Source organism: Rhodohalobacter sp. SW132 (assembly GCF_003390325.1).
In the GTDB taxonomy this organism is placed as follows: Bacteria; Bacteroidota; Rhodothermia; order Balneolales; family Balneolaceae; genus SW132.
The window spans coordinates 33,139-52,920 of record NZ_QUOK01000006.1 but is presented as its reverse complement, the minus strand read 5'-3'; the positions used below and the strand labels follow the sequence as shown (position 1 = coordinate 52,920).

General features: G+C 46.6%; 11 protein-coding genes. 9 read left to right on the top strand and 2 right to left on the bottom strand.

From position 1 onward, the window contains the following. Positions 1-198 precede the first annotated feature (198 nt). Together DYD21_RS12420 and DYD21_RS12415 are read right to left on the bottom strand one after the other, a co-directional pair. Positions 199-2,013 (bottom strand): RagB/SusD family nutrient uptake outer membrane protein, encoded by a 1,815-nt coding sequence (locus DYD21_RS12420; protein WP_158551623.1) that lies wholly within the window; start codon positions 2,011-2,013, stop codon positions 199-201. A 105-nt stretch (positions 2,014-2,118) separates the two neighbouring features. Continuing rightward, the gene (locus DYD21_RS12415) at positions 2,119-5,235 is read right to left on the bottom strand and encodes a TonB-dependent receptor (RefSeq protein WP_116037250.1); all 3,117 of its coding nucleotides are present in this window, start codon (positions 5,233-5,235) and stop codon (positions 2,119-2,121) included. Positions 5,236-6,050: 815 nt separating this feature from the next. On the opposite strand from DYD21_RS12415, the gene DYD21_RS12410 reads away from it, so the two are divergent. The 9 genes from DYD21_RS12410 (at position 6,051) to DYD21_RS12370 (ending at position 19,513) form a co-directional block, all read left to right on the top strand. Continuing rightward, positions 6,051-7,085, top strand: coding sequence for an SUMF1/EgtB/PvdO family nonheme iron enzyme (locus tag DYD21_RS12410; protein WP_116037247.1), 1,035 nt, complete (start codon positions 6,051-6,053; stop codon positions 7,083-7,085). A gap of 123 nt (positions 7,086-7,208) precedes the next feature. Beyond that, on the top strand, positions 7,209-8,549 hold the full coding sequence (locus DYD21_RS12405; protein ID WP_116037245.1) for a Gfo/Idh/MocA family protein: 1,341 nt from the start codon (positions 7,209-7,211) through the stop codon (positions 8,547-8,549). Positions 8,550-8,782: 233 nt separating this feature from the next. Continuing rightward, complete coding sequence (locus tag DYD21_RS12400) at positions 8,783-9,805, top strand: LacI family DNA-binding transcriptional regulator (protein ID WP_116037242.1); 1,023 nt, start codon at positions 8,783-8,785, stop codon at positions 9,803-9,805. A 423-nt stretch (positions 9,806-10,228) separates the two neighbouring features. Next, the gene (locus tag DYD21_RS12395; RefSeq protein WP_116037239.1) at positions 10,229-12,367 is read left to right on the top strand and encodes a glycosyl hydrolase 53 family protein; all 2,139 of its coding nucleotides are present in this window, start codon (positions 10,229-10,231) and stop codon (positions 12,365-12,367) included. Between the two features lie 27 nt (positions 12,368-12,394). Continuing rightward, positions 12,395-14,497 carry a right-handed parallel beta-helix repeat-containing protein gene (locus DYD21_RS12390; protein WP_116037237.1) on the top strand — a complete coding sequence of 701 codons (2,103 nt, stop codon included), beginning with the start codon at positions 12,395-12,397 and terminating at the stop codon, positions 14,495-14,497. A 208-nt stretch (positions 14,498-14,705) separates the two neighbouring features. Continuing rightward, a complete protein-coding gene (locus DYD21_RS12385) occupies positions 14,706-16,325 on the top strand; it encodes a solute:sodium symporter family transporter (RefSeq protein ID WP_116037234.1) in 1,620 nt (539 codons plus the stop codon). A 70-nt stretch (positions 16,326-16,395) separates the two neighbouring features. Further along, complete coding sequence (gene galK, locus DYD21_RS12380; protein ID WP_116037232.1) at positions 16,396-17,574, top strand: galactokinase; 1,179 nt, start codon at positions 16,396-16,398, stop codon at positions 17,572-17,574. A 5-nt stretch (positions 17,575-17,579) separates the two neighbouring features. After that, positions 17,580-18,638 (top strand): UDP-glucose--hexose-1-phosphate uridylyltransferase, encoded by a 1,059-nt coding sequence (locus DYD21_RS12375; RefSeq protein WP_370051360.1) that lies wholly within the window; start codon positions 17,580-17,582, stop codon positions 18,636-18,638. Between the two features lie 11 nt (positions 18,639-18,649). Then, on the top strand, positions 18,650-19,513 hold the full coding sequence (locus DYD21_RS12370; protein WP_116037226.1) for a DUF1080 domain-containing protein: 864 nt from the start codon (positions 18,650-18,652) through the stop codon (positions 19,511-19,513). Positions 19,514-19,782: the final 269 nt, after the last annotated feature.

The following is a 19,782-nucleotide window of genomic DNA, read 5'->3' as shown; positions in this document are numbered from 1 at the left end:
GCACCAATATGGTAAGGAGATAAGATTCCGGTATTGAGAATATGAAATCGTACGCAAGGATAGGAAAAAATTTGTAAATCCATCTCATAAAAAAAGGTGATTCTGAGTATGCAGAACATACCCAAAATCACCCATATTTTCATTGATTTGAATCGCTGAACAGATCTGCTCTATTCAACGAATTTCAATCGGTTGCTATTAATAGTTTGGATTTTGTATCAGTGCCGGGTTTCGGTTCATTTCATCCCGCTGAATGGGCAGCAGGTAGGTTGCCGGATTCCAGCTGCGAGTCCAAACCGGGCGAACGCCAATGTTTGGGTTCCCCGCTGCAAATTCAACTTCTGATGGTACATCTTCACCGGATGGTGGTTGAACATATTCATAGTTGTACATACCATTTCGCGGTGCGTCAGGATCATATTGATACTCGGCGTGCAGGTAGATTCCGTACGCATCCCGGTCTTCCACTTCTGGTGCAATCATCCAGCGCCGTACGTCGAAGAAGCGGTGATCCTCAAAAGCGAGTTCCACGCGCCGTTCGTTTCTGTACCGCTGTACCAGGTCTTCACCGGAATCGGTGATGTCCGGCATTCCTGCCCGCTGACGAATCTGGTTTATTGCCCAGCGTGCCTCTGCTTCATCATTCAGGTTCATCTGAGCTTCCGCATAATTCAGCAGAACTTCTGCGTACCGGATGAAATGCCATGGAACTTCCTGTTCATTGTTCCAGTGTTCCACATTTGGATCGATGAACTTGTTCAGCAGGTAACCTGTACGTGATCCGTTCCAGTCTTCAATCGAACTGCGACGTGAGTCGAGGCCTGCACGCTGATCGGGACATTGGTCAGAACCGGTGCAGCGAATCGTCAGGAAGGTTTCAATTCTTCCCTGCGGATCCGTAGAACGCGGTCCTTCAGGGCGTTCTCTCCACTGGTATCCGTTGTACATTACGGTTGCTTCAAATCGCGGATCACGATTTACATATGGATCTTCTGCATGGTCAGGGTTTGACCAGTCGAACTGCTCCCCATCGATAGTTTCAAAATCATCAACAAGTGCCTGCTGCGGAGTACTGCCGCCCCAGAGGAAATAACCGTTGGGACCAGCCCACTGCCCTACATTAATCCATGCCCAGTTACCGTCAGGTGCTATAGGATCATATTCTTCCAAGTGATAAAACGTGAGTATCGCTTCAGAGCCACCGCCCTGCAGCCAGATATCCTGGAAGTTCTGGGTTGGATCGGGATTCTGATCATAGAGGCTGTATGGGCCTTCGTTAATGATCTCTTGCGCAACATCTCTGGCTTGTTCCCAAAGCTGTTGCTGACGTCCTGCATCTGTAAATCCAATCAGTTCGGGATTACTGTAACCGCCGGCCCATTCGCCTGTGTTGTGAAACTGGTCACTGGCGGCGTGGGTAAGAACCCTTAATCTAAGTGCTTCTGCAGCACCTCTGCTGGCGCGGCCTTGCTGGCGGGGTTGCCAATCCAGCCGGCTGGCGGCTTCATCTAAATCTGAAAGGATAAAATTGAGAACATCATCGTAAGAATCTCTTGGGAGTTCCATGTCGGAATCAAGTCCAAAGACTTCATCCACAATAGGGACTCCGCCGAAGAGCCTTAGAAGATCAACGTACTTGTATGCCCGGAGAAAATGCACTTCCCCGATCAATTGCTCTGCAAGCTGCTGATCTTCAAACAGGTCTGGATCGAAATTCTGGAAAAACAGGTTGGCTTTTCTAACAGCCCCGTATGCATGTTCCCACATGTAGTTACCGGATCCCGGAGGTCCAGTACCCCATGCAGTACCCCAGGTAGTATTATAAACGTTAGATGGATTTATGATTCCCTGGGCTGCATCAGAAGACCCAATATGAGTATACACGGCTTCATCCGTATTTACGGCCATCATCACTTCACTATACCCGTGTGGAAGGGTACTGTACATGTCGTTGATAAATGCCTGGGTCATTCCGGGATCTTCCCATACAGCGGCATCAGAAGGTTGATCCAAAGGATCGAGGTTTAAGACAGAATCGCATGCTGTGTACATAAACAACATGACAATTATGACAAGTGGATATAACGTATGTCTATTCATCTTCATAATTTCTATTGTTTAAAATGTTACCGATAAACCGGCACGAAGTGACCGTCGTTGCGGGTAATACTGTCCGGCACCGGAGGCGGCCTCGGGATCAAGATCTTCAAGCCCGGTGAACGTAAGCAGATTTAAGCCGGTAATGCTGAACTTGGTTCGCTGCAGTCCCAGTCTCGACGAGAGTGAAGCAGGCAGAGTATAGGCAACTTCAAGCGATTTCAGACGAATGTAGTCTGTATTTCGCAGGAAGTACGTATTGCTGTTTGATGACCAATACTCATCACTTCGGTTCCATGTTCTTGGATGATCGTTGGTGGGATTATCCGGTGTCCACCGGTTTTCAGCAAAACTTTGCCGGAAGTTTCCGATTTCACCCGATTCGGTCTGGGTATACACCGCAGCCCCTGCAGCTCCCTGCCAGAAAGTTGAAATATCCCAGTTGCGATAGTTCAGAGCGAGATTCAGGCCCCCGGTCCATTTTGGAAAGGGTGTGCGGTCTGAGCGAATCATGTCGTCGGAATTGATTACGCCGTCTCCGTTCACATCTTCAAAGATCAGATCTCCTGGCTGAGCGCCATCCCAGCTTGGGTAGTCTTCGATTTCCTGTTCATCCTGGAATACACCGATCACCTGGTAATAGAGCCCGGTATTCATCGGCATTCCTTCGTTTCGCTGCCAGTCTGGAACTCCATCCGGTTCATCAAAAAACAGGATTTCATTTTCTGCATAACTGAGTGTAAATGATGCGGTCAGGAATGTGTTATCTGTGATATCCTGCAGGTACGTCATCGTACCGTCGAAGCCGTAGCTTTTCACTTCACCGATGTTTTCATCGGGCAGGTCAAAACCGGCCATGAGTGGAAGGGCGGCATCTCGCTGCCACAAGATTCCTTCTCTTCGATAATCGAAGTAGTCAAGTTCAAACTCTAACCGGTTATCAAAAATGGTCATATTAATACCGGTATTGAACTGGTTTGCAACCTCCCACGTGATATTCGGATTTGGGATTCGCGCTTCGCTGAGTGAAGACTCAATCGATCCGTCAAAGATGTATCCGTTTCCAAATGAATACGTTCCGAGGAATTGGTACGGATCTACCTGGTCGTTACCAGTTTGTCCATAAGACGCACGAATGGTGAGGTTATCGAAGAAGTTGGACGTCAGATCCTGGAAGAAGTCTTCGTTCGATAATCTCCAACCCAGTGATACCGATGGGAAGAAACCATAACGATCGCCCTCGGGAAAGATATAGGATCCGTCTAAGCGGCCAACAACTTCCAGCAGGTAGGTTTCATCATAATCGTAGTTCAAACGACTAAAGAAGTTTTGTCGCGCACCGTGCCAGGAGTTCCCCCAGTTGTTGCGGTTTTCAGATGCGCCAAGATCAAGTTGCGGGAATTCTGGGGAGAGATACCCTTCTCTGTAAGCTCCCACATTCTGCCCGTTAAAGGTCTCGCGCTCTGTACCCAGCATAAATGCAAAATTATGTGCTGCAATATTTTGCTGATAATTCCCAACAAGGTTGAAGGTAATATCCTGCTGATTTTGTCTTTGCCGTGTAAGCTCAGGAGTTCCGGGCCCACGCTGACCAGGACTCAAAACAGGATCTCCGTTTTCGTCACGAGTACCATCCCATGTATTCAAAATCCAGGGAGTTGCCCATTGTTCATTCTCATTGAAGTGTCTGTCAAAAGTGAAATTACTTCTGAAAGATAAGCCTTCAATTGCGGGGATCTCGGCGTTAACGTAAACGCTGCTCTGCAGGTAATAATCATCAATATCGTGATAACCGGTTGCATTGGTTGCCGATACTACGGGATTTGTTCCGTTTTCAACATCCGGACCGGGACTGCCGTCAGGCCATCGTGCCGGTTCGTGAGGTTTTCCGCGCATCAGGAAGCGGAACTGGGCACCGGCTGACTGGGTTGGGAAGTTTCTGTCCTCATATCGCCCTGCAAGATCGGCACCAATTCGAATATGATCCGTTACGTCAATATCGAGATTACTGCGGAATTCACCCTGGTTATAGCGGGTGGCGCTGTTTCGATAGTAAGCATCTTCGGTAAGGCCCCTGGCCGATACACGGTATCGAACCGATTCGGTACCGCCGCTAACGGCAATGGTTGCCTCTGTTTCATTTGAAAAACGTTTCAGGCCTTCATCAAACCAGTCTGTATCGTGATATTCCCATGGATCCTGATCTCCAATGTTTCTGTATCGGTCAATCTCTGCCTCTGAACGCCGAGGTGAATCACCGCGGTACATGTCGATCTCGTTCAGCATGGTAAGGTAGGTTGGTGCATTTGCCATGTTTGGGATAACCGTTGGCTGGTTAAATCCCTGGGTTGCATTAACCGTAACCTGCGGGGCACCGGATCGGCCTCTTTTTGTGGTAATCAGAATAACCCCGTTAGCAGCCCTGGATCCGTAAATTGCTGCCGAAGCATCCTTCAGAATACTGATATTTTCCACATCATTAGGGTTGATTCTGTCAAGACCACCCTGTCGCGCGGGAACTCCGTCGATCACAATCAGCGGATCATTATTACCGAGTGTGGCGTTACCCCGAATACGGATTTGAGATCCATCAAAACCCGGTTCACCAGCTGTGTTAAGTCCGGCCAGGCCAGATACTCGTCCTGCGAGCGTATTAGACAAGTTTGACGTTGGGACAGCTTCAATCTGATCGCCGGATACAGCACTAACAGATCCACTGATGGTTTCGCGTTGGCGCACGGTTCCATAACCGGTAACGACAACTTCCTGTCCAACCACCTCTTCGGTAAGCAGTTCAACATCGATTTCCGTTCTGCCATCGATATCCACGGTCTGTGTCTGATAGCCGATATAGGAAAAACGCAGAGATTCATCCAGATTTGGAACCGTGATGGTGTAGTCCCCTTCCAGATTAGTTGTGGTTCCAACATCGCTTCCTACAAGAAGGATATTCACACTTGGTAGTGTCTCGCCGGTGGCTGCATCTGTGACAGTTCCGGTAATTTCGTATTGTTGTTCCTGGGCATATACCATGCCGGTGAACATCAGAAGACCAAGCGCTATTACTGATAAGCGAAAAGCCCGGAAGGCAAAGCGCTTACATCGTATGTGTTTGGTTTGATAGTCTAAATGTTGCATAAATCTATCTTCGGGTTTTTGTTATGATGAAAACATAAAAGAGTGCAGTGGTTCGAGAGCTAATTAATGATGGATTCAACAAGCGCTTCCATCCCGAACAAGTACACTGTGTTTAGTTCAGAATTGCATACGCGAAAATATTAGCTTGATATCGATAACATTTGCGGGCATGCATTCCATAAGCGGATTAATGGGAATCTGATGATATAAAATTGCAGTTTATAAATAAAAATTCAATAAGCTGATAATCAATATCTAAAATCATGATTCGACAGAAAGCTAAAAAGAACAGAGTTAATTTCAAGTATTAAATCTGAAACCTGGGCATTGGGCATCAATCATTCCTGTTAATTATACCACTAAATTAATGAGTATGAGGTTGGATTAAACAGGCGATTCATGCTTAAAAATACAGTATTTCTCCTATTTTCAATTCTTTAAGAGCCACACAGATTTAGATCCTACTGATGAATCTTGTCCTTTTGTAAAAACATATTTACTGTTAACGGATTTTAAAGAGTTTCCTTAATTAATAAATTATATTTACTGTAACATGTTTTATATGTTTGTTCTGGCCGCGGATGATTGAAGAAACCATGTTTTTCATTTTATGGCACCGATTACATTGAGTGCCGTCCGTGAAATAGCTTCATATTGTAATGTAATGAATGGTATGCCGCTGCGTATTGATTGTTTTTTTCAGTAAAATCAGACTGATCAGTTGCAATAGGTTTTATTATTATTTTTATTGATTAGGGCAAAATTATCCCTTCGGCAGAACTGCAAGAATTAGAAATACAGAAGTAACAAGCACTTTGGAGTATCCGGTTATCAAAAAAATATATGTTCCCGTATCGTCAGTTATTGTTGTTTTTACGCTCTTTATTGTCGGGTTTTATCCTTTTCAAACCGATGATTTAAACTCATTTACTGACTACACTATCGAAATACCGGGTTCTGAAGTTGAACTCAACATGGTAGCGGTTCCGGGTGGAACATTTTCGATGGGGAGCCCTCAAGACGAACCCGGGCGATCCGAAAACGAAGGACCTCGTCGTGAGATAACGGTTGATTCTTTCTGGATGGGAAAACATGAAATTAGCTGGAGTCAGTACGATCTGTTTGCCAATGAGGTGATCAGCCGGCTTGAAGAGGAACTTGCAGATGGATCGGGCAGAGGCATCGAAATCGAGGCAGATGCAATCTCCACACCAACACCGCCTTATGTGGATATGACATTCGGTATGGGCCGGGATGGGTATCCCGCAATCAGTATGACACACTATGCGGCGATTATGTACGCTAAATGGCTGACAGCAAAAACCGGAGACTTTTACCGGCTGCCAACAGAGGCCGAATGGGAATATGCCTGCAGGGCCGGCACCGAGACGGCATATCACTTTGGGAATTCAACGGATGAAATAGACCGCTATGTGTGGCACTCGGGTAACAGCGACCGCAGTTATAACCGGGTGGCTACAAAGGAATCGAATGCTTTTGGTTTGTATGATATGTCAGGCAACCTGGCCGAGTGGACCATGGATCAATATTATGAAGATTATTTTGAACGACTGGAAGAAGACCCCGCAGATAATCCCTGGTTCAGACCAACTGAACTTTATCCGCGATCTGTACGGGGCGGTTCCTGGCAGGATGATGTGGAAGATCAGCGATGCGCCAAACGGAGGGGATCGCAGGAGCGGTGGAAAATGCTTGATCCACAGATGCCTAAAAGTTTATGGTGGCACACAAGTGCACAATTTGTAGGGTTTCGGCTGGTACGACCGGTGGAAACTCCTCCGGCTGAAGTTATTGAACAGTACTGGATTGAAGAAATGCAGGATTTTTAAAACTGCGTAAGGAAAAATAAAATCTGCTATAATATAAATGGTATATAATTGGCACAGATCGCCAAATCCATCTAATAGATTTTTTAAATAACGTTACTCACAACACTGAATCGGAACACGATTATGAATAAACCAGACAAACCAATAAAAACAGCTATATCTCGCAGAGAATTCTGCAAAAATGCGTCAATGGCGGTAGGAGGAGGGCTGATATTGGGCTCGCTACCGGTTGGAGCGAGTGCATTTGCGGCTGCAAGCAGTGAATTAAAAGTAGCTGTTATAGGTTGCGGTGGACGCGGAACCGGAGCGGCTAACCAGGCACTTCAGGCTGATGAAGGCGTGAAAATCGTTGCACTCGCGGATGCATTCAGAAACCGTGTGGACGATTGCTACAACACACTTTCTCAGCGATACGGTGATACGGGCCGGCTTGATGTACCCGAAGAGCATAAGTTCACTGGGTTTGATGCCTATCAGAATGCAATAGATCTGGCTGACGTGGTGATTCTGGCAGCACCTCCCGGTTTTCGGCCTAAACATTTTGAAGCTGCTGTAAAGGCAGGAAAACATGTATTTATGGAGAAACCGGTTGCTACTGATGTGCCGGGAGTCCACCAAGTTCTGGATGCCGGCCGCGAAGCAAAGCGGAAAAACCTGAACGTGGTTGTGGGTCTTCAGCGAAGGTATCAAACCAACTACCACGAAGCGCTGAAGCGGATTCAAAACCAGGAGATCGGCCGGATTATATCAGGTCAGGTTTACTGGAACAGTGGCGGTGTATGGGTAAATGAAAGAGAAGCCGATCAATCTGAGATAGAGTACCAAATGCGAAACTGGTACTATTTTAACTGGCTCTGCGGAGATCATATCCTCGAACAGCATATTCACAATATTGATGTGGCAAACTGGTTTATTGGTGAATACCCCGTAAAAGCACAGGGAATGGGCGGCCGGGAAGTGCGAACCGGCAAAGATCATGGTGAAATCTTTGATCACCATTTTGTTGAGTATACGTATCCCAGTGGTGCGGTTATATCCAGCCAGTGCCGGCATAAGCCCAACTGCATGAACCGTGTGGATGAAGTTTTCCAGGGGACAACCGGAACCATTCACACCGATGGCAGCCATAAAACGGTGATCCGGGATTGGAATGGAAATATTCATTACGATCACGATGGCAGCAACGATCCCAATCCATATCAGCAGGAACACGATGACCTTTTCGCAGCAATTCGCAATGGAAATGTTATCGATGACACTGATTTTGGTGCAAAAAGTACACTGGCTGCAATTATGGGCCGAATGGCAACCTACTCAGGTCAGGAGATTGGGTGGGATGAAGCCTTTCAATCAGACCTCAAAATTGTACCGGACGAACAGGGCTGGGACATGACACCCCCGGTACTTCCGAATGATGACGGGTATTATCCCGTGCCGGTTCCGGGAGAAACAAGAGTAATTTGATTTCAAAATATAAAGCAGACTGCAGTACGGGTGGCGTTCATCCGTGCTGCAGCATTTTATTTTGATATAGCGAACGCGGGTGCGCGTCGCCGGGTTTGAGACATCATATTTTATAAGACTATTTTTTAATTGGACCCATACGTTGTGGTTTCAATCTGGAGGGGAGCTGCAACACTTTATTCTGCCCACAGGATTGTAGTTAATGAACGCACTGAAATGAATCGGAGGACGAATTGGGGTCAAATGTTACGTTAAAACAGATCGCTGAAGTACTTGGCATTTCCGCAATGACGGTGTCTCGTGCACTCAATAATCACAATAATGTGGATGAGCGCACACGAAAGCGGGTAGTTGAAACGGCTCGCAGTATGGGCTACACGCCAAACCATGTAGCTAAGAGCCTGGTTTCGCAGAAGACATTCACCATCGGTGTGATTATCCCCGAAATATCGCATGTATTTTTTGCTCAGGTTATCAGCGGAATTGATGACATTACTTTTCAGCAGGATTATCAGCTGATTTTAACCAATTCAGCCGAAACGTTTGAGAGGGAAAAGAAAGCACTGCACACTCTTCGATCAAAACGGGTTGATGGCATCTTAGTCTCCTGTTCTGAAACCACCGGGGATTTTTCCCACTTCCAGGAAGTGATTGACAGCGGTTTGCCCCTTGTTTTTTTTGACCGGTGTATTGACGGAATCGGGGCGAGTACCGTAAGTGTGAATGACAGAGCTGCATCTAAACGAATGACGCAACATTTGATTGATCACGGATACAAGCGAATTGCATGTTTACATGGCCCGGATGTATCCATCGGGAAAGAAAGGCTTGAAGGGTATCTCGAAGCACTGGCTGATAATGATTTTCCTGTATATGAAAGCCTGATGGCCGAAAGTGGTTATCTTGAAAAAGGCGGTTACCGGGCAATGGAAAAACTGCTGCAGCTACCAAAAGATCAATGGCCGGATGCCATTGTTGCCGTAAACGACCCTGTAGCCATTGGAGCGCTGGAGTGCATGAAAGAACATTCGATCTCCGTTCCGGATGAGATTGCAATTACAGGTTTTTCTGACGATATCCGGTCCCGCCTGCTGGAGTGTCCTCTTACTTCCGTTAAACAGCCGGCGGAAGAGATTGGGCGAGAAGCGGCAAAAAAACTTATCAAAACGATTCAAAACAGCGATGAACGGCCGGAAAAAATTGAGCTCAAAACGGAATTGATGATCCGGAAATCGTGTGGCTGTAATTCAAATTAGATTCAATCATAAATGGTTTAATTCCCGGCCCGCTAAGTCGGAAAGGGTGAAAGTCCCCCTTCGAAGGGGGAAGCGAACGGAGAGAGCTGGGGGATAACTCTCTGAGTTCGGAAGTGTCCATTTGTAGTTGTTAAGCATAAAAGGTCATCCCCCATTGGCCCCTTATCGAGGGGGGCACTTCAAAATAAACTCCATATTGATCAAAAAGTTAAAGGATCCAAGTTGATACCTCGTAGGCTCTGTCCCAGGGTAGTTCAATTAAAACAGGAAGTTGAAGGGATACATTTGGAAGTTATTCAATCAGTACCTACATTTTTGATGTTAACGATAACACACTGATTGTCGCATTCGCATGAAAATCCATCAGAAAAACTACATCTGAAGTGTGAAAAATCACACAGAACAGAGCTGAGGATAAATTCTATGAATACACTGTTACGCTACGCCGGACTTTTACTGCTGTTCAAACTGCTGATGCTGAATTCGATTTCTGCACAGGATCAGCCTTTCTATTTCGGAGCCGATCTCTCCTATGTAAACCAGATGGAAGATTGTGGGGCAGAATATCAATTCCAGGGTGAGCCAACCGACCCTTTTAAAATATTTGCCGATGAAGGCACAAATCTTGTTCGTGTTCGGTTGTGGGTTGATCCATCCCGGTGGCAGGAGCCGCTAGATCAGCCGGAAGGAGTAAAACCGTACTACAGCGATCTCGAAGATGTGAAAAAAACAATTGAAAGGGCTCAGGCTGAAGGGATGGAGGTGATGCTTGGTTTTCACTATTCCGATTTCTGGGCCGATCCCGGCCGTCAGCTCATTCCGCGCAGATGGCTTGACGTTGCTGAAAATCCGGAAGCGCTTACGGATTCAGTGTATCACTACACAAAGCGTGTTCTGGAAGAGCTCGACAGCAACGGCCTGATGCCGGAATTCGTCAAAGTTGGAAATGAGAACAATCCCGGGATCATGATTCATATCCCGGAAGAGGATAGCTTCGAAACCGCCGGTACAGTTTCTTCAGCCGACGACTGGCAGCGTCATGCCGATATTTTCAACGCAGGAATTTCGGCCGTTCGTGAAGTGGGTGAAACGGCATCTATCAACCCGAAAATTACTCTGCATTGGTCGAATTTAGATGGACTTGAATGGTGGTACAAAAACCTAATCTCTCACGGTGTTACTGATTTTGATGTGATGGGTTTCTCCTATTACTATGCATGGCATGAAGGTAGCATCGCGGAGCTCGAGTCTGCCGTTGAAACGATGGTTGAAGAGTTCCCCGGTTACGATGTGATGGCTGTTGAAACAGGTTATTTGTGGTCTGACCAATACGGAGGAATTATCAACGAGGCCGATCCGGAATACCTGCCTGTGATTCCGGAAAAACAGCTGGAATATATGGTTGACTACTCGCGCGCCGTGATGCGTGCCGGCGGAACCGGGGTGGTTTTCTGGGAGCCGGCCTGGGTGGATACTCCCTGCCGCACACCCTGGGGTATAGGTTCCTCACATACGCACGTTGCGTTTTTTGATCCTGAAACCACAAATTTCATGGAGAATGGGGCCGGTAAATGGCCCAACAGCCGATTTTATGAAAACCCGCATGACCCCAAAGTTACGTTTATAGTTAATATGTCAGGCGTGGACGTTTCGGATGAAGGAGTGTTTGTAACCGGTGATTTTACGGGGGGTGACGATTGGGAACTTGTCCAAATGGCGGATGAAGGTGAAGGCATCTACAGCTACTTCACTTATCTGCCCGAAGGGAGTGAAGGCGCTTTCTATTTTCTGAATGGTGAGGATTGGGATTCCCGCGAAACCGTACCTGATGCGTGCGCTGACCGGTGGGATACCGATCGGGAGTATATCGTCGGTGATTCAGATATGGTTTTCGATTATAAATGGGCAAGCTGCGATCCGGCGTATGCCACCACAGAAGTGAACGTCACGTTTCGGGTAGATATGGCCGACTCAGGTGTCGATTTTTCTGGCGGTGTGTACATAACCGGCGATCTGACCGATTGGGATATCATGCAGATGAACAGTGATGGTGAAGATATTTATTCGTACGACCTGGAGATGAGCTCCGGCGATGAAGGAGCCTATTATTACCTGACGACAGATACATGGGATAATTATATGGATTACCGGGAAACCGTACCCGAGGAGTGTGCTGACTGGTATGGATCCGACAGGGGATATGTAATTCCGGATGAAGATGTGGAGTTTGCCTACAAATGGGGAACCTGCCAGGAGATTCAGCTGGAGACGAATTTGGCTGAAAGAACGGAGAAACCCGGAGACTTTGAACTCTTCCAAAACTATCCTAATCCGTTTAATCCCACAACTCAGATCTCCTTCCGGATTCCAGAATCGGCGGTTGTTTCACTCAGACTTTTTGATATGACCGGACGCGAAGTAAAAGAAATTACGACTGGTTTAAAGTCCGGCGGCTATCACCACATAGAGCTGGATGCGGGGAATTTATCGAGCGGTATCTACCTCTACCAACTTCAGGCAGGTGAACAGACTCAAACCAGGAAATTAACGCTGATCAAATAACAATAATAAAAATAACAGGAGCATAACATGTCTAAAATGATACAAATAATGATCGTTGCATTATGGTTCTTAGGATTTAACAGCGCTCTGCTTGCACTCGATGTTGCAGGGGCAGATGACGCGATCGTGGAAGACCAGGTTGAAGTTGAGACAATTGCTGAGCTGAAAGCATATGAAAACCCTGAAGACCAGTTGAGGGTAGAAGTAAAAGGATACTGGGAATCCGATGATGGCGGCGGCGGTTTTTTTACGTTTGAGGCTGAAAATACACAAGATGGTGATGGCGGGATGATCATCGCCTCCGATGTTACCAACGAGGGAAGATGGATCCGGGATATGGAAGATGATACCATAGATATACGGTGGTACGGCGCCCGGAGTGAAATTGAAGAGGATCAGGCAGATTATATATTAGATGCCATTGGATACTTTTTTGATCTTGAACAAATGGGTACAGTATTCATCCCGGAAGGGACGTTCTATATCTCTCAGCAACTGGGTTTCTGGGAAGGGGTCAGCATCAAAGGCGAGGGGATGGACAGATCGGTGATCATAAATACCGGTCATGAGGGATATACCCGCAGTTCGCTGTTTGCCCATTCTCACCATTATTCCGATGACCGGACCTTAGGTATGGAGCTGTCAGATCTAAAAATTGATGTTAATATGTATGAACTCGGTGAATGGATCGGAGCGATATGGATAGAAGAGCCTTTCAGAGATCTTACCATTGATCACGTTCATGTGACCAATTCCGGGGGCAACATCATTCGTCTTGCCAAAAGCTCCCGCATTTCCAACTCCATTTTTGATAACATGGATGGCCGGGGACTTTCCACAGGCTGGGAAAATATGCCGGATCTGAGATTCCGCGATAATGTAATCATAGATAATAAATTTATACGGTCGGCCGATTCACCTACCGGACCCGGTATCAATCTTTCCAGGGCTGTGGATAACGTGTTCAGTGGAAATGAGTTGATTAATGAAAATCCACCGGGAGATACGTATGGGGGCATCCGTCTGCCTAATGACAGCCAGAATAACCTGGTAGAAAATAATTATGTGAAAAATTTCCCGCGGGGCATCTGGCTTTTGAGCGGATCACAGAATAATGAGGTGAAGGGTAATACTGTTGTTGATTCCTGGATCGTCGGGATGTTTATCAACAGCAGTCATGAAAGCCAGATCCCCACCAGTGGGAACATCCTGGCTGATAATATTGTCCGTCAGGAAAATCCACAGATCAGTCATACCACGGATTTGATTCGTATCCATGAGGATTTTGAAGAGACAATCATCGATAATGTGATATCAGGCAATGAAGTTGCCATATCTGAAACCTATGAACAGACTTATCGTGCGCATGTTGAATCAGAATATCCAGGTAACAGTTCACTTGAGGAAGGACTGGTCTGGCTCACAAACGGCGCCCAAATTGAAGGACGTAATGATGTCTATGATAATTTTGTAACTACGATAACTACGGCGGAACCTGAAGAAGGAGTACAGGCTACCTTCAAAGTGGATATGGCCGATTCCGGAGTAGATTATGAAGGTGGAGTTTATATTACCGGGCACCTGAACGACTGGGAAATTGCGGAAATGGAGCACCTTCGTGATGAGATATACACTTACGAAATAACCTTATTTCCCGGCGATGAAGGAGCCTATTATTATCTGACGACAGATACATGGGACAACTACATGGATTACCGGGAAACCGTACCGGAAGAGTGTGCTGACTGGTACGATTCAGACCGCGGATATGTAATTCCCGACGAAGATGTAGTGTTTGCCTACATTTGGGGAACCTGCCAGGAGATCGGGCTTGAAACGTCTTTGAATCAACCGGCGGAATCACCGCGGCAATTTACACTTCATCAAAATTTCCCCAACCCATTTAATCCGACGACACAGATCTCCTACCAGATCCCTGAATCAGAATTTATAACGCTCACAGTATTTGATATGGCAGGCAGAGAGGTAAAGGAGCTGGTGAATCAGCGACAGGCGGCAGGATTATACCAGGTTGAATTCAACGCAAGCAGCCTGTCTAGCGGGATATATTTTTACCGGTTGCAGGCGGGTGCTTTCTCACAAACTAAAAAACTGACCCTGATAAAGTAGAAATCATCACTATTTCAACTTTTTTGAATTGGAAACATGAACCGTATGTAGTATTCTGCTCCGTGAAAACAGGTCGCTTTGCTATATATTTTCCAGGTAAGATCAGCTAACAGATCTATCAATAAAAAGTGTGGTTCAATGGAAATTTCCGGTTAAATAAATATCCAGACCCTATGAAAACTAACTTCTTACTACATTCATAAAAAGCATGGAAAATTTTATCATTATCAGCAGTTTTCTGTTCTTTATTCTGTTTGTTGCTGTATTTACCTGGTGGTGGGTGCGTGATCAGGATATCTCAAGCCTCGATGGTTATTATCTTGCGGGCCGAAGACTCAGTTTTCCATTTATTGCCGGTTCACTGCTTTTAACCAACTTGTCTACCGAGCAGATGGTTGGCCTGAACGGCTCTGCGTTTATTGATGGCTTGAGCGTGATGGCATGGGAGGTTCTTGCTGTTTTGGCTCTCGTATTGATGGCGCTCTATTTTCTGCCCCGGTTCTTAAAAAGCGGTATCGCCACCGTTCCTCAGTTTCTGGGGATTCGTTTTGATCACGGTACACAGGTGATCTCAAACCTAATATTCCTGGGTGCATATGTTGCCATACTGCTCCCGATTATTTTATATACCGGCGCAACTGCTCTCGTTGGAATGCTTGATATACAAGCGTTAACCGGAATTGACTCATATACAGGCGTAATCTGGGTAACGGTGTGGGTTGTAGGGCTGATCGGTACGGCTTACGCTCTTTTTGGCGGGCTCAGCTCCATTGCGGTATCCGACCTACTGAACGGTATCGGGTTGTTGATTGGCGGTTTGGCCATTACCTATTTTGGGCTCCAGGCGGTCAGTGGCGGTGAAGGCGTGTTTCAGGGATGGCAAACACTGAATGAAGCAAACCCGGAACGTTTCAACTCGATCGGCGGACCGGAGCAACAGGTTCCGTTTTCAACACTGTTTACCGGTGTGCTCCTCTTGAATGTTTTCTATTGGTGTACCAATCAGCAGATTATTCAGCGAACATTTGGTGCCAGCAGCCTGGAAGAAGGGCAAAAAGGTGTACTTCTCACCGGTTTGCTAAAGCTGTTAGGCCCGCTCTACCTTGTTATTCCCGGAATCATCGCTTTTTATCTTTACGCTGACACAGGAATTGATGCGGATAGCGCCTACGGCGTGCTTGTACGGGATGTGCTGCCGTCACCGATGACCGGATTATTTGCGGGAGTGATGGTGGGTGCAATACTCAGTTCATTTAACTCTGCACTTAATGCCAGCTCAACCCTTTTTGGATATGGTTTCTATAAAGCTGTGTGGAAAAAAGACGCTTCGGATGCGCAGATTGTGAAAGCCGGAAAAGGATTTGGATGGATCGTCGCATTTTCTGCAATGATCATCGCGCCGATGCTGATCGGACAGGAAAGCATTTTCCAATATCTGCAGCAGATGAACGGGATTTACTTTATTCCCATACTGGCAGTGATTTTTGTCGGGATGGTCGGAAAAAGAATCCCGCCGGTTGCGGCAAAATGGGCACTGGTTCTTGGCTGCAGCACAATAGCAATAGGATATTTCGTTCCGCCGTTCAGCGGCTGGGTGGCCCAGATTACCGAATTTCATTTCCTCGGTCTTGCATTTGTGCTGCTGGTTGGACTGATGGTTGGCATCGGTTACTTCAAACCGCTGGATGAAAAGTGGGAGCAAGAATACACAGAGGATGTGGATATGACGCCCTGGAAATATTCCGTACACGCCAGCGTGTTTCTGGTGATCGTCGTTCTGCTGATCTACGCTTATTTCGCAGATTTTTCAATTTTATATGATTCATAACCCAGCTGAAAAATGGCTTAACCCAAATCACCCCAAGCAGCCGGGGACAATCCAGCCCTGAGATTTTCAGATGCATTTAAACTCAAAAAACATAGAAGAAGAGTTCAGAAACCGGTTCGACAGTGAGCCGGTTGTAGTAGAATCACCGGCCCGTGTAAACCTGATAGGTGAGCATACCGATTACAACGACGGTTTTGTACTCCCCGCTGCAATCGACAAGAAAATTATCCTTGCAATGGCACCAAACGGGCTCAACTCTATCCGGATGTTCGCTGTGGATATGGATCACCCTTATTTTGAAGCCAAATTCCCGGGACCGTTCCAGAAATCGGGCAGGGGATGGCCTGATTATATTCTTGGCGTTGTTGATCAGCTTGAAAAAAGATCTTTTTCTATAGGCGGATTCGACTGCCTTTTTGGAGGTGATATTCCCATCGGGGCGGGACTCTCATCCTCCGCTGCATTGGAAGGCGGTATTTTAACCGGTTTGAATGAACTCTTCAGTCTTGATTTGTCGACCCTGGAGATGGCAAAAGTGGGTCAGCAGGCTGAAAATCAATTTGTTGGAGTTCAATGCGGGATTATGGATCAGTTTGCAAATCTTCACGGGATGGAAAACAGTGTTATCCGCCTCGATTGCAGATCGCTTGAATATTCCCATTATCCATTCAAGCGGGAGGATATCTGTATTCTGTTGTGCGATACCAAAATCCGGCGCGAACTGGCCTCATCAGAATATAATGTGCGGCGGCAGCAATGCGAGGAGGGCGCAAGTATACTGCGTGAATTTGACCCTTCCATCAGAAATCTAAGAGATGTGAGCCACTCACTTCTCGAAAACTATCGCGACAAATTATCCGGCGTGGTTTACAACCGGTGCCGATATGTTCTGGATGAAAACCAAAGAGTTCTGGACGCCTGCAACCATCTTCTTGCGGATGAAATTGAACCGTTCGGCGAACTGATGTACCGTTCCCATGAAGGTCTGAGAGATCTATATGAAGTGAGCTGCAGGGAACTCGATTTGCTTGTAGAATCGACAATTGAACTGGACGAAGTGTACGGCAGCCGGATGATGGGCGGCGGCTTTGGCGGATGTACCATCAACCTTGTAGATGAGCACGCTCTCGATCGGGTGAAAGAGCATATCAGAAAAGAGTATAAAAAGAAGGTTGAAACCACTGTAGAGTTTTATGTGGCAAAAATCGGTGAGGGAGCAGCCCTGATCGGTAAAAAACAAATGGGGTGAGCTAAATAATGTCGATTAATTTTAACGAACAACCGCACCGGCGGCGAAACATCCTGACCGGGGAGTGGGTCCAGGTTTCTGCAAAGCGAAATCAACGTCCGTGGCAGGGGCAGCAGGAAGATATCGCCTTTCCCGATAAACCGAAATATGATGAGACGTGTTATCTCTGTCCCGGCAACGAAAGGGCGGGGGGAGTAAAAAATCCTGAGTACAGCACCACGTTTGCATTTACCAACGATTTCAGCGCTCTTCTCCCTGAAACAGATTCCGTGGAGATGAACGAGAAGGACCTGCTGGTAGCAAGCACTGAAAAAGGAATCTGCAGGGTGATCTGTTTCTCCCCCCGGCATGATAAAACCTTGCCGGAAATGGAGGTCGATCACATCCGAAAAGTTGTGGATCTTTGGGTGGATGAATACCACGAGCTGGGCTCAAAACCATTTATCAACTACGTTCAGATTTTTGAGAATAAAGGGGAAATGATGGGATGCAGTAATCCGCATCCCCACGGTCAGATTTGGGCGCAGGAAACGATTCCTGAAGAGCCTGCCAAAGAGTTGCGCCAGCAGTCATACTACTATCAAAAACATGGCACTACACTGCTGGGTGATTACCTGGAGCTTGAACTGGAGGAGAAAGATCGGATCGTCACACAAAATGATCATTTCGTGGTCGTCGTGCCATTTTGGGCGTTCTGGCCATTTGAAACGCTGCTGGTGAGCCGCCGGCCGTTCGGCAGGTTTACAGATATGACCGATGATGAAAAGTCATCCCTGGCAGATATCATCAAAAAAATTACCACCAAATACGATAATATTTTTAATATTTCATTCCCTTATTCGGCCGGTTTTCACCCTGCGCCAACGGATGGAGAGGAGCATCCGGAGTGGCATTTTCACATGCACTTTTATCCGCCGCTGCTTCGATCTGCCACGGTGAAAAAATTCAGGGTCGGCTACGAAATGCTCGGCAATTCACAGCGTGATATTACTGCGGAAACGGCAGCAGAGCTTCTTCGTCAAAAATCGTATACTCACTACATAGAAACCAATCACAACCACTAAATAAGAATGTTATGTTTATATCTACCAGCAAATTACAACTGAAATTTCTGCTTTTTGCGGGCCTGATTTTGTCATTGATGGTCTCCTGTACTGATACGTCATCCAACAATTTATCAGATAACAGCAATGCCGATTCAGAGGAATGGGTAGAGCTCTTTAACGGTGAAAATCTCGACGGATGGGATTTTAAAATTACCGGATATGAGCTAAATGAAAATTACGCGAATACCTTCCGGGTTGAAGACGGTCTGATGAAGGTTCGTTATGACGAATATGATCAGTTTGAGGGGCAGTTTGGCCACATCTTTTATGAAGAACCGTTTTCATACTACAGGCTTATCGTGGAATACCGGTTTGTGGGAGAACAGGCGCCAAATGGGCCCGGTTGGGCGTTTATGAATAATGGAATTATGTTTCATTCACAGTCTGCGGAGAGTATGGAATTAGACCAGGACTTTCCCGACTCTATTGAGTTTCAGTTACTGGGTGGTGACGGGGAAGAAGATCGACCAAACGGAAGTATCTGCACTCCGGGAACTCATGTTGTGGTGGATGGTGAACTGGTAACGGATCACTGCATTGGAGCAGACGGCCCAACACAACATGGAGATCAGTGGGTTACAGCCGAACTTGTGGCACACGGAAGTGAGAAAATCCAGCATATTGTAAATGATGAAGTGATTTTTGAATACTCGAGACCACAGCTTGATAACGGTCAGCGAATCAGCGGCGGTTATTTTGCACTGCAGGGTGAGAGCCATCCCACCGATATCCGGTCAGTCCGTGTACTGAACCTGGAAGGGTGTATGGATGAGAACGCATCCAACTACAAAGATTACTACGTGAAGCATGATCCGTATAGTTGCGAGGATTGAAATCTGTATGTAACGCGGAGTTGCTGACCCGCGCATCAATTTGATTAGTATGAAGTTCCCTTGCTGGTATATGGAGCGGTTGAGTATCACGAACTGCGTGATGATGAACTGTAGAATTATTGAGGGTTCCGGCATTTGCCGGTACCGTTTCACCAACTGGCAGGTACGTGTAGCGCGTCGTCGCTGCCTCGCGTATCAAGATGTGCAACTCTGGCTTGTTTGTTCAGCAACAAATTTCATCCATAAAAAAAGCCCCGGGAGTGATCCGC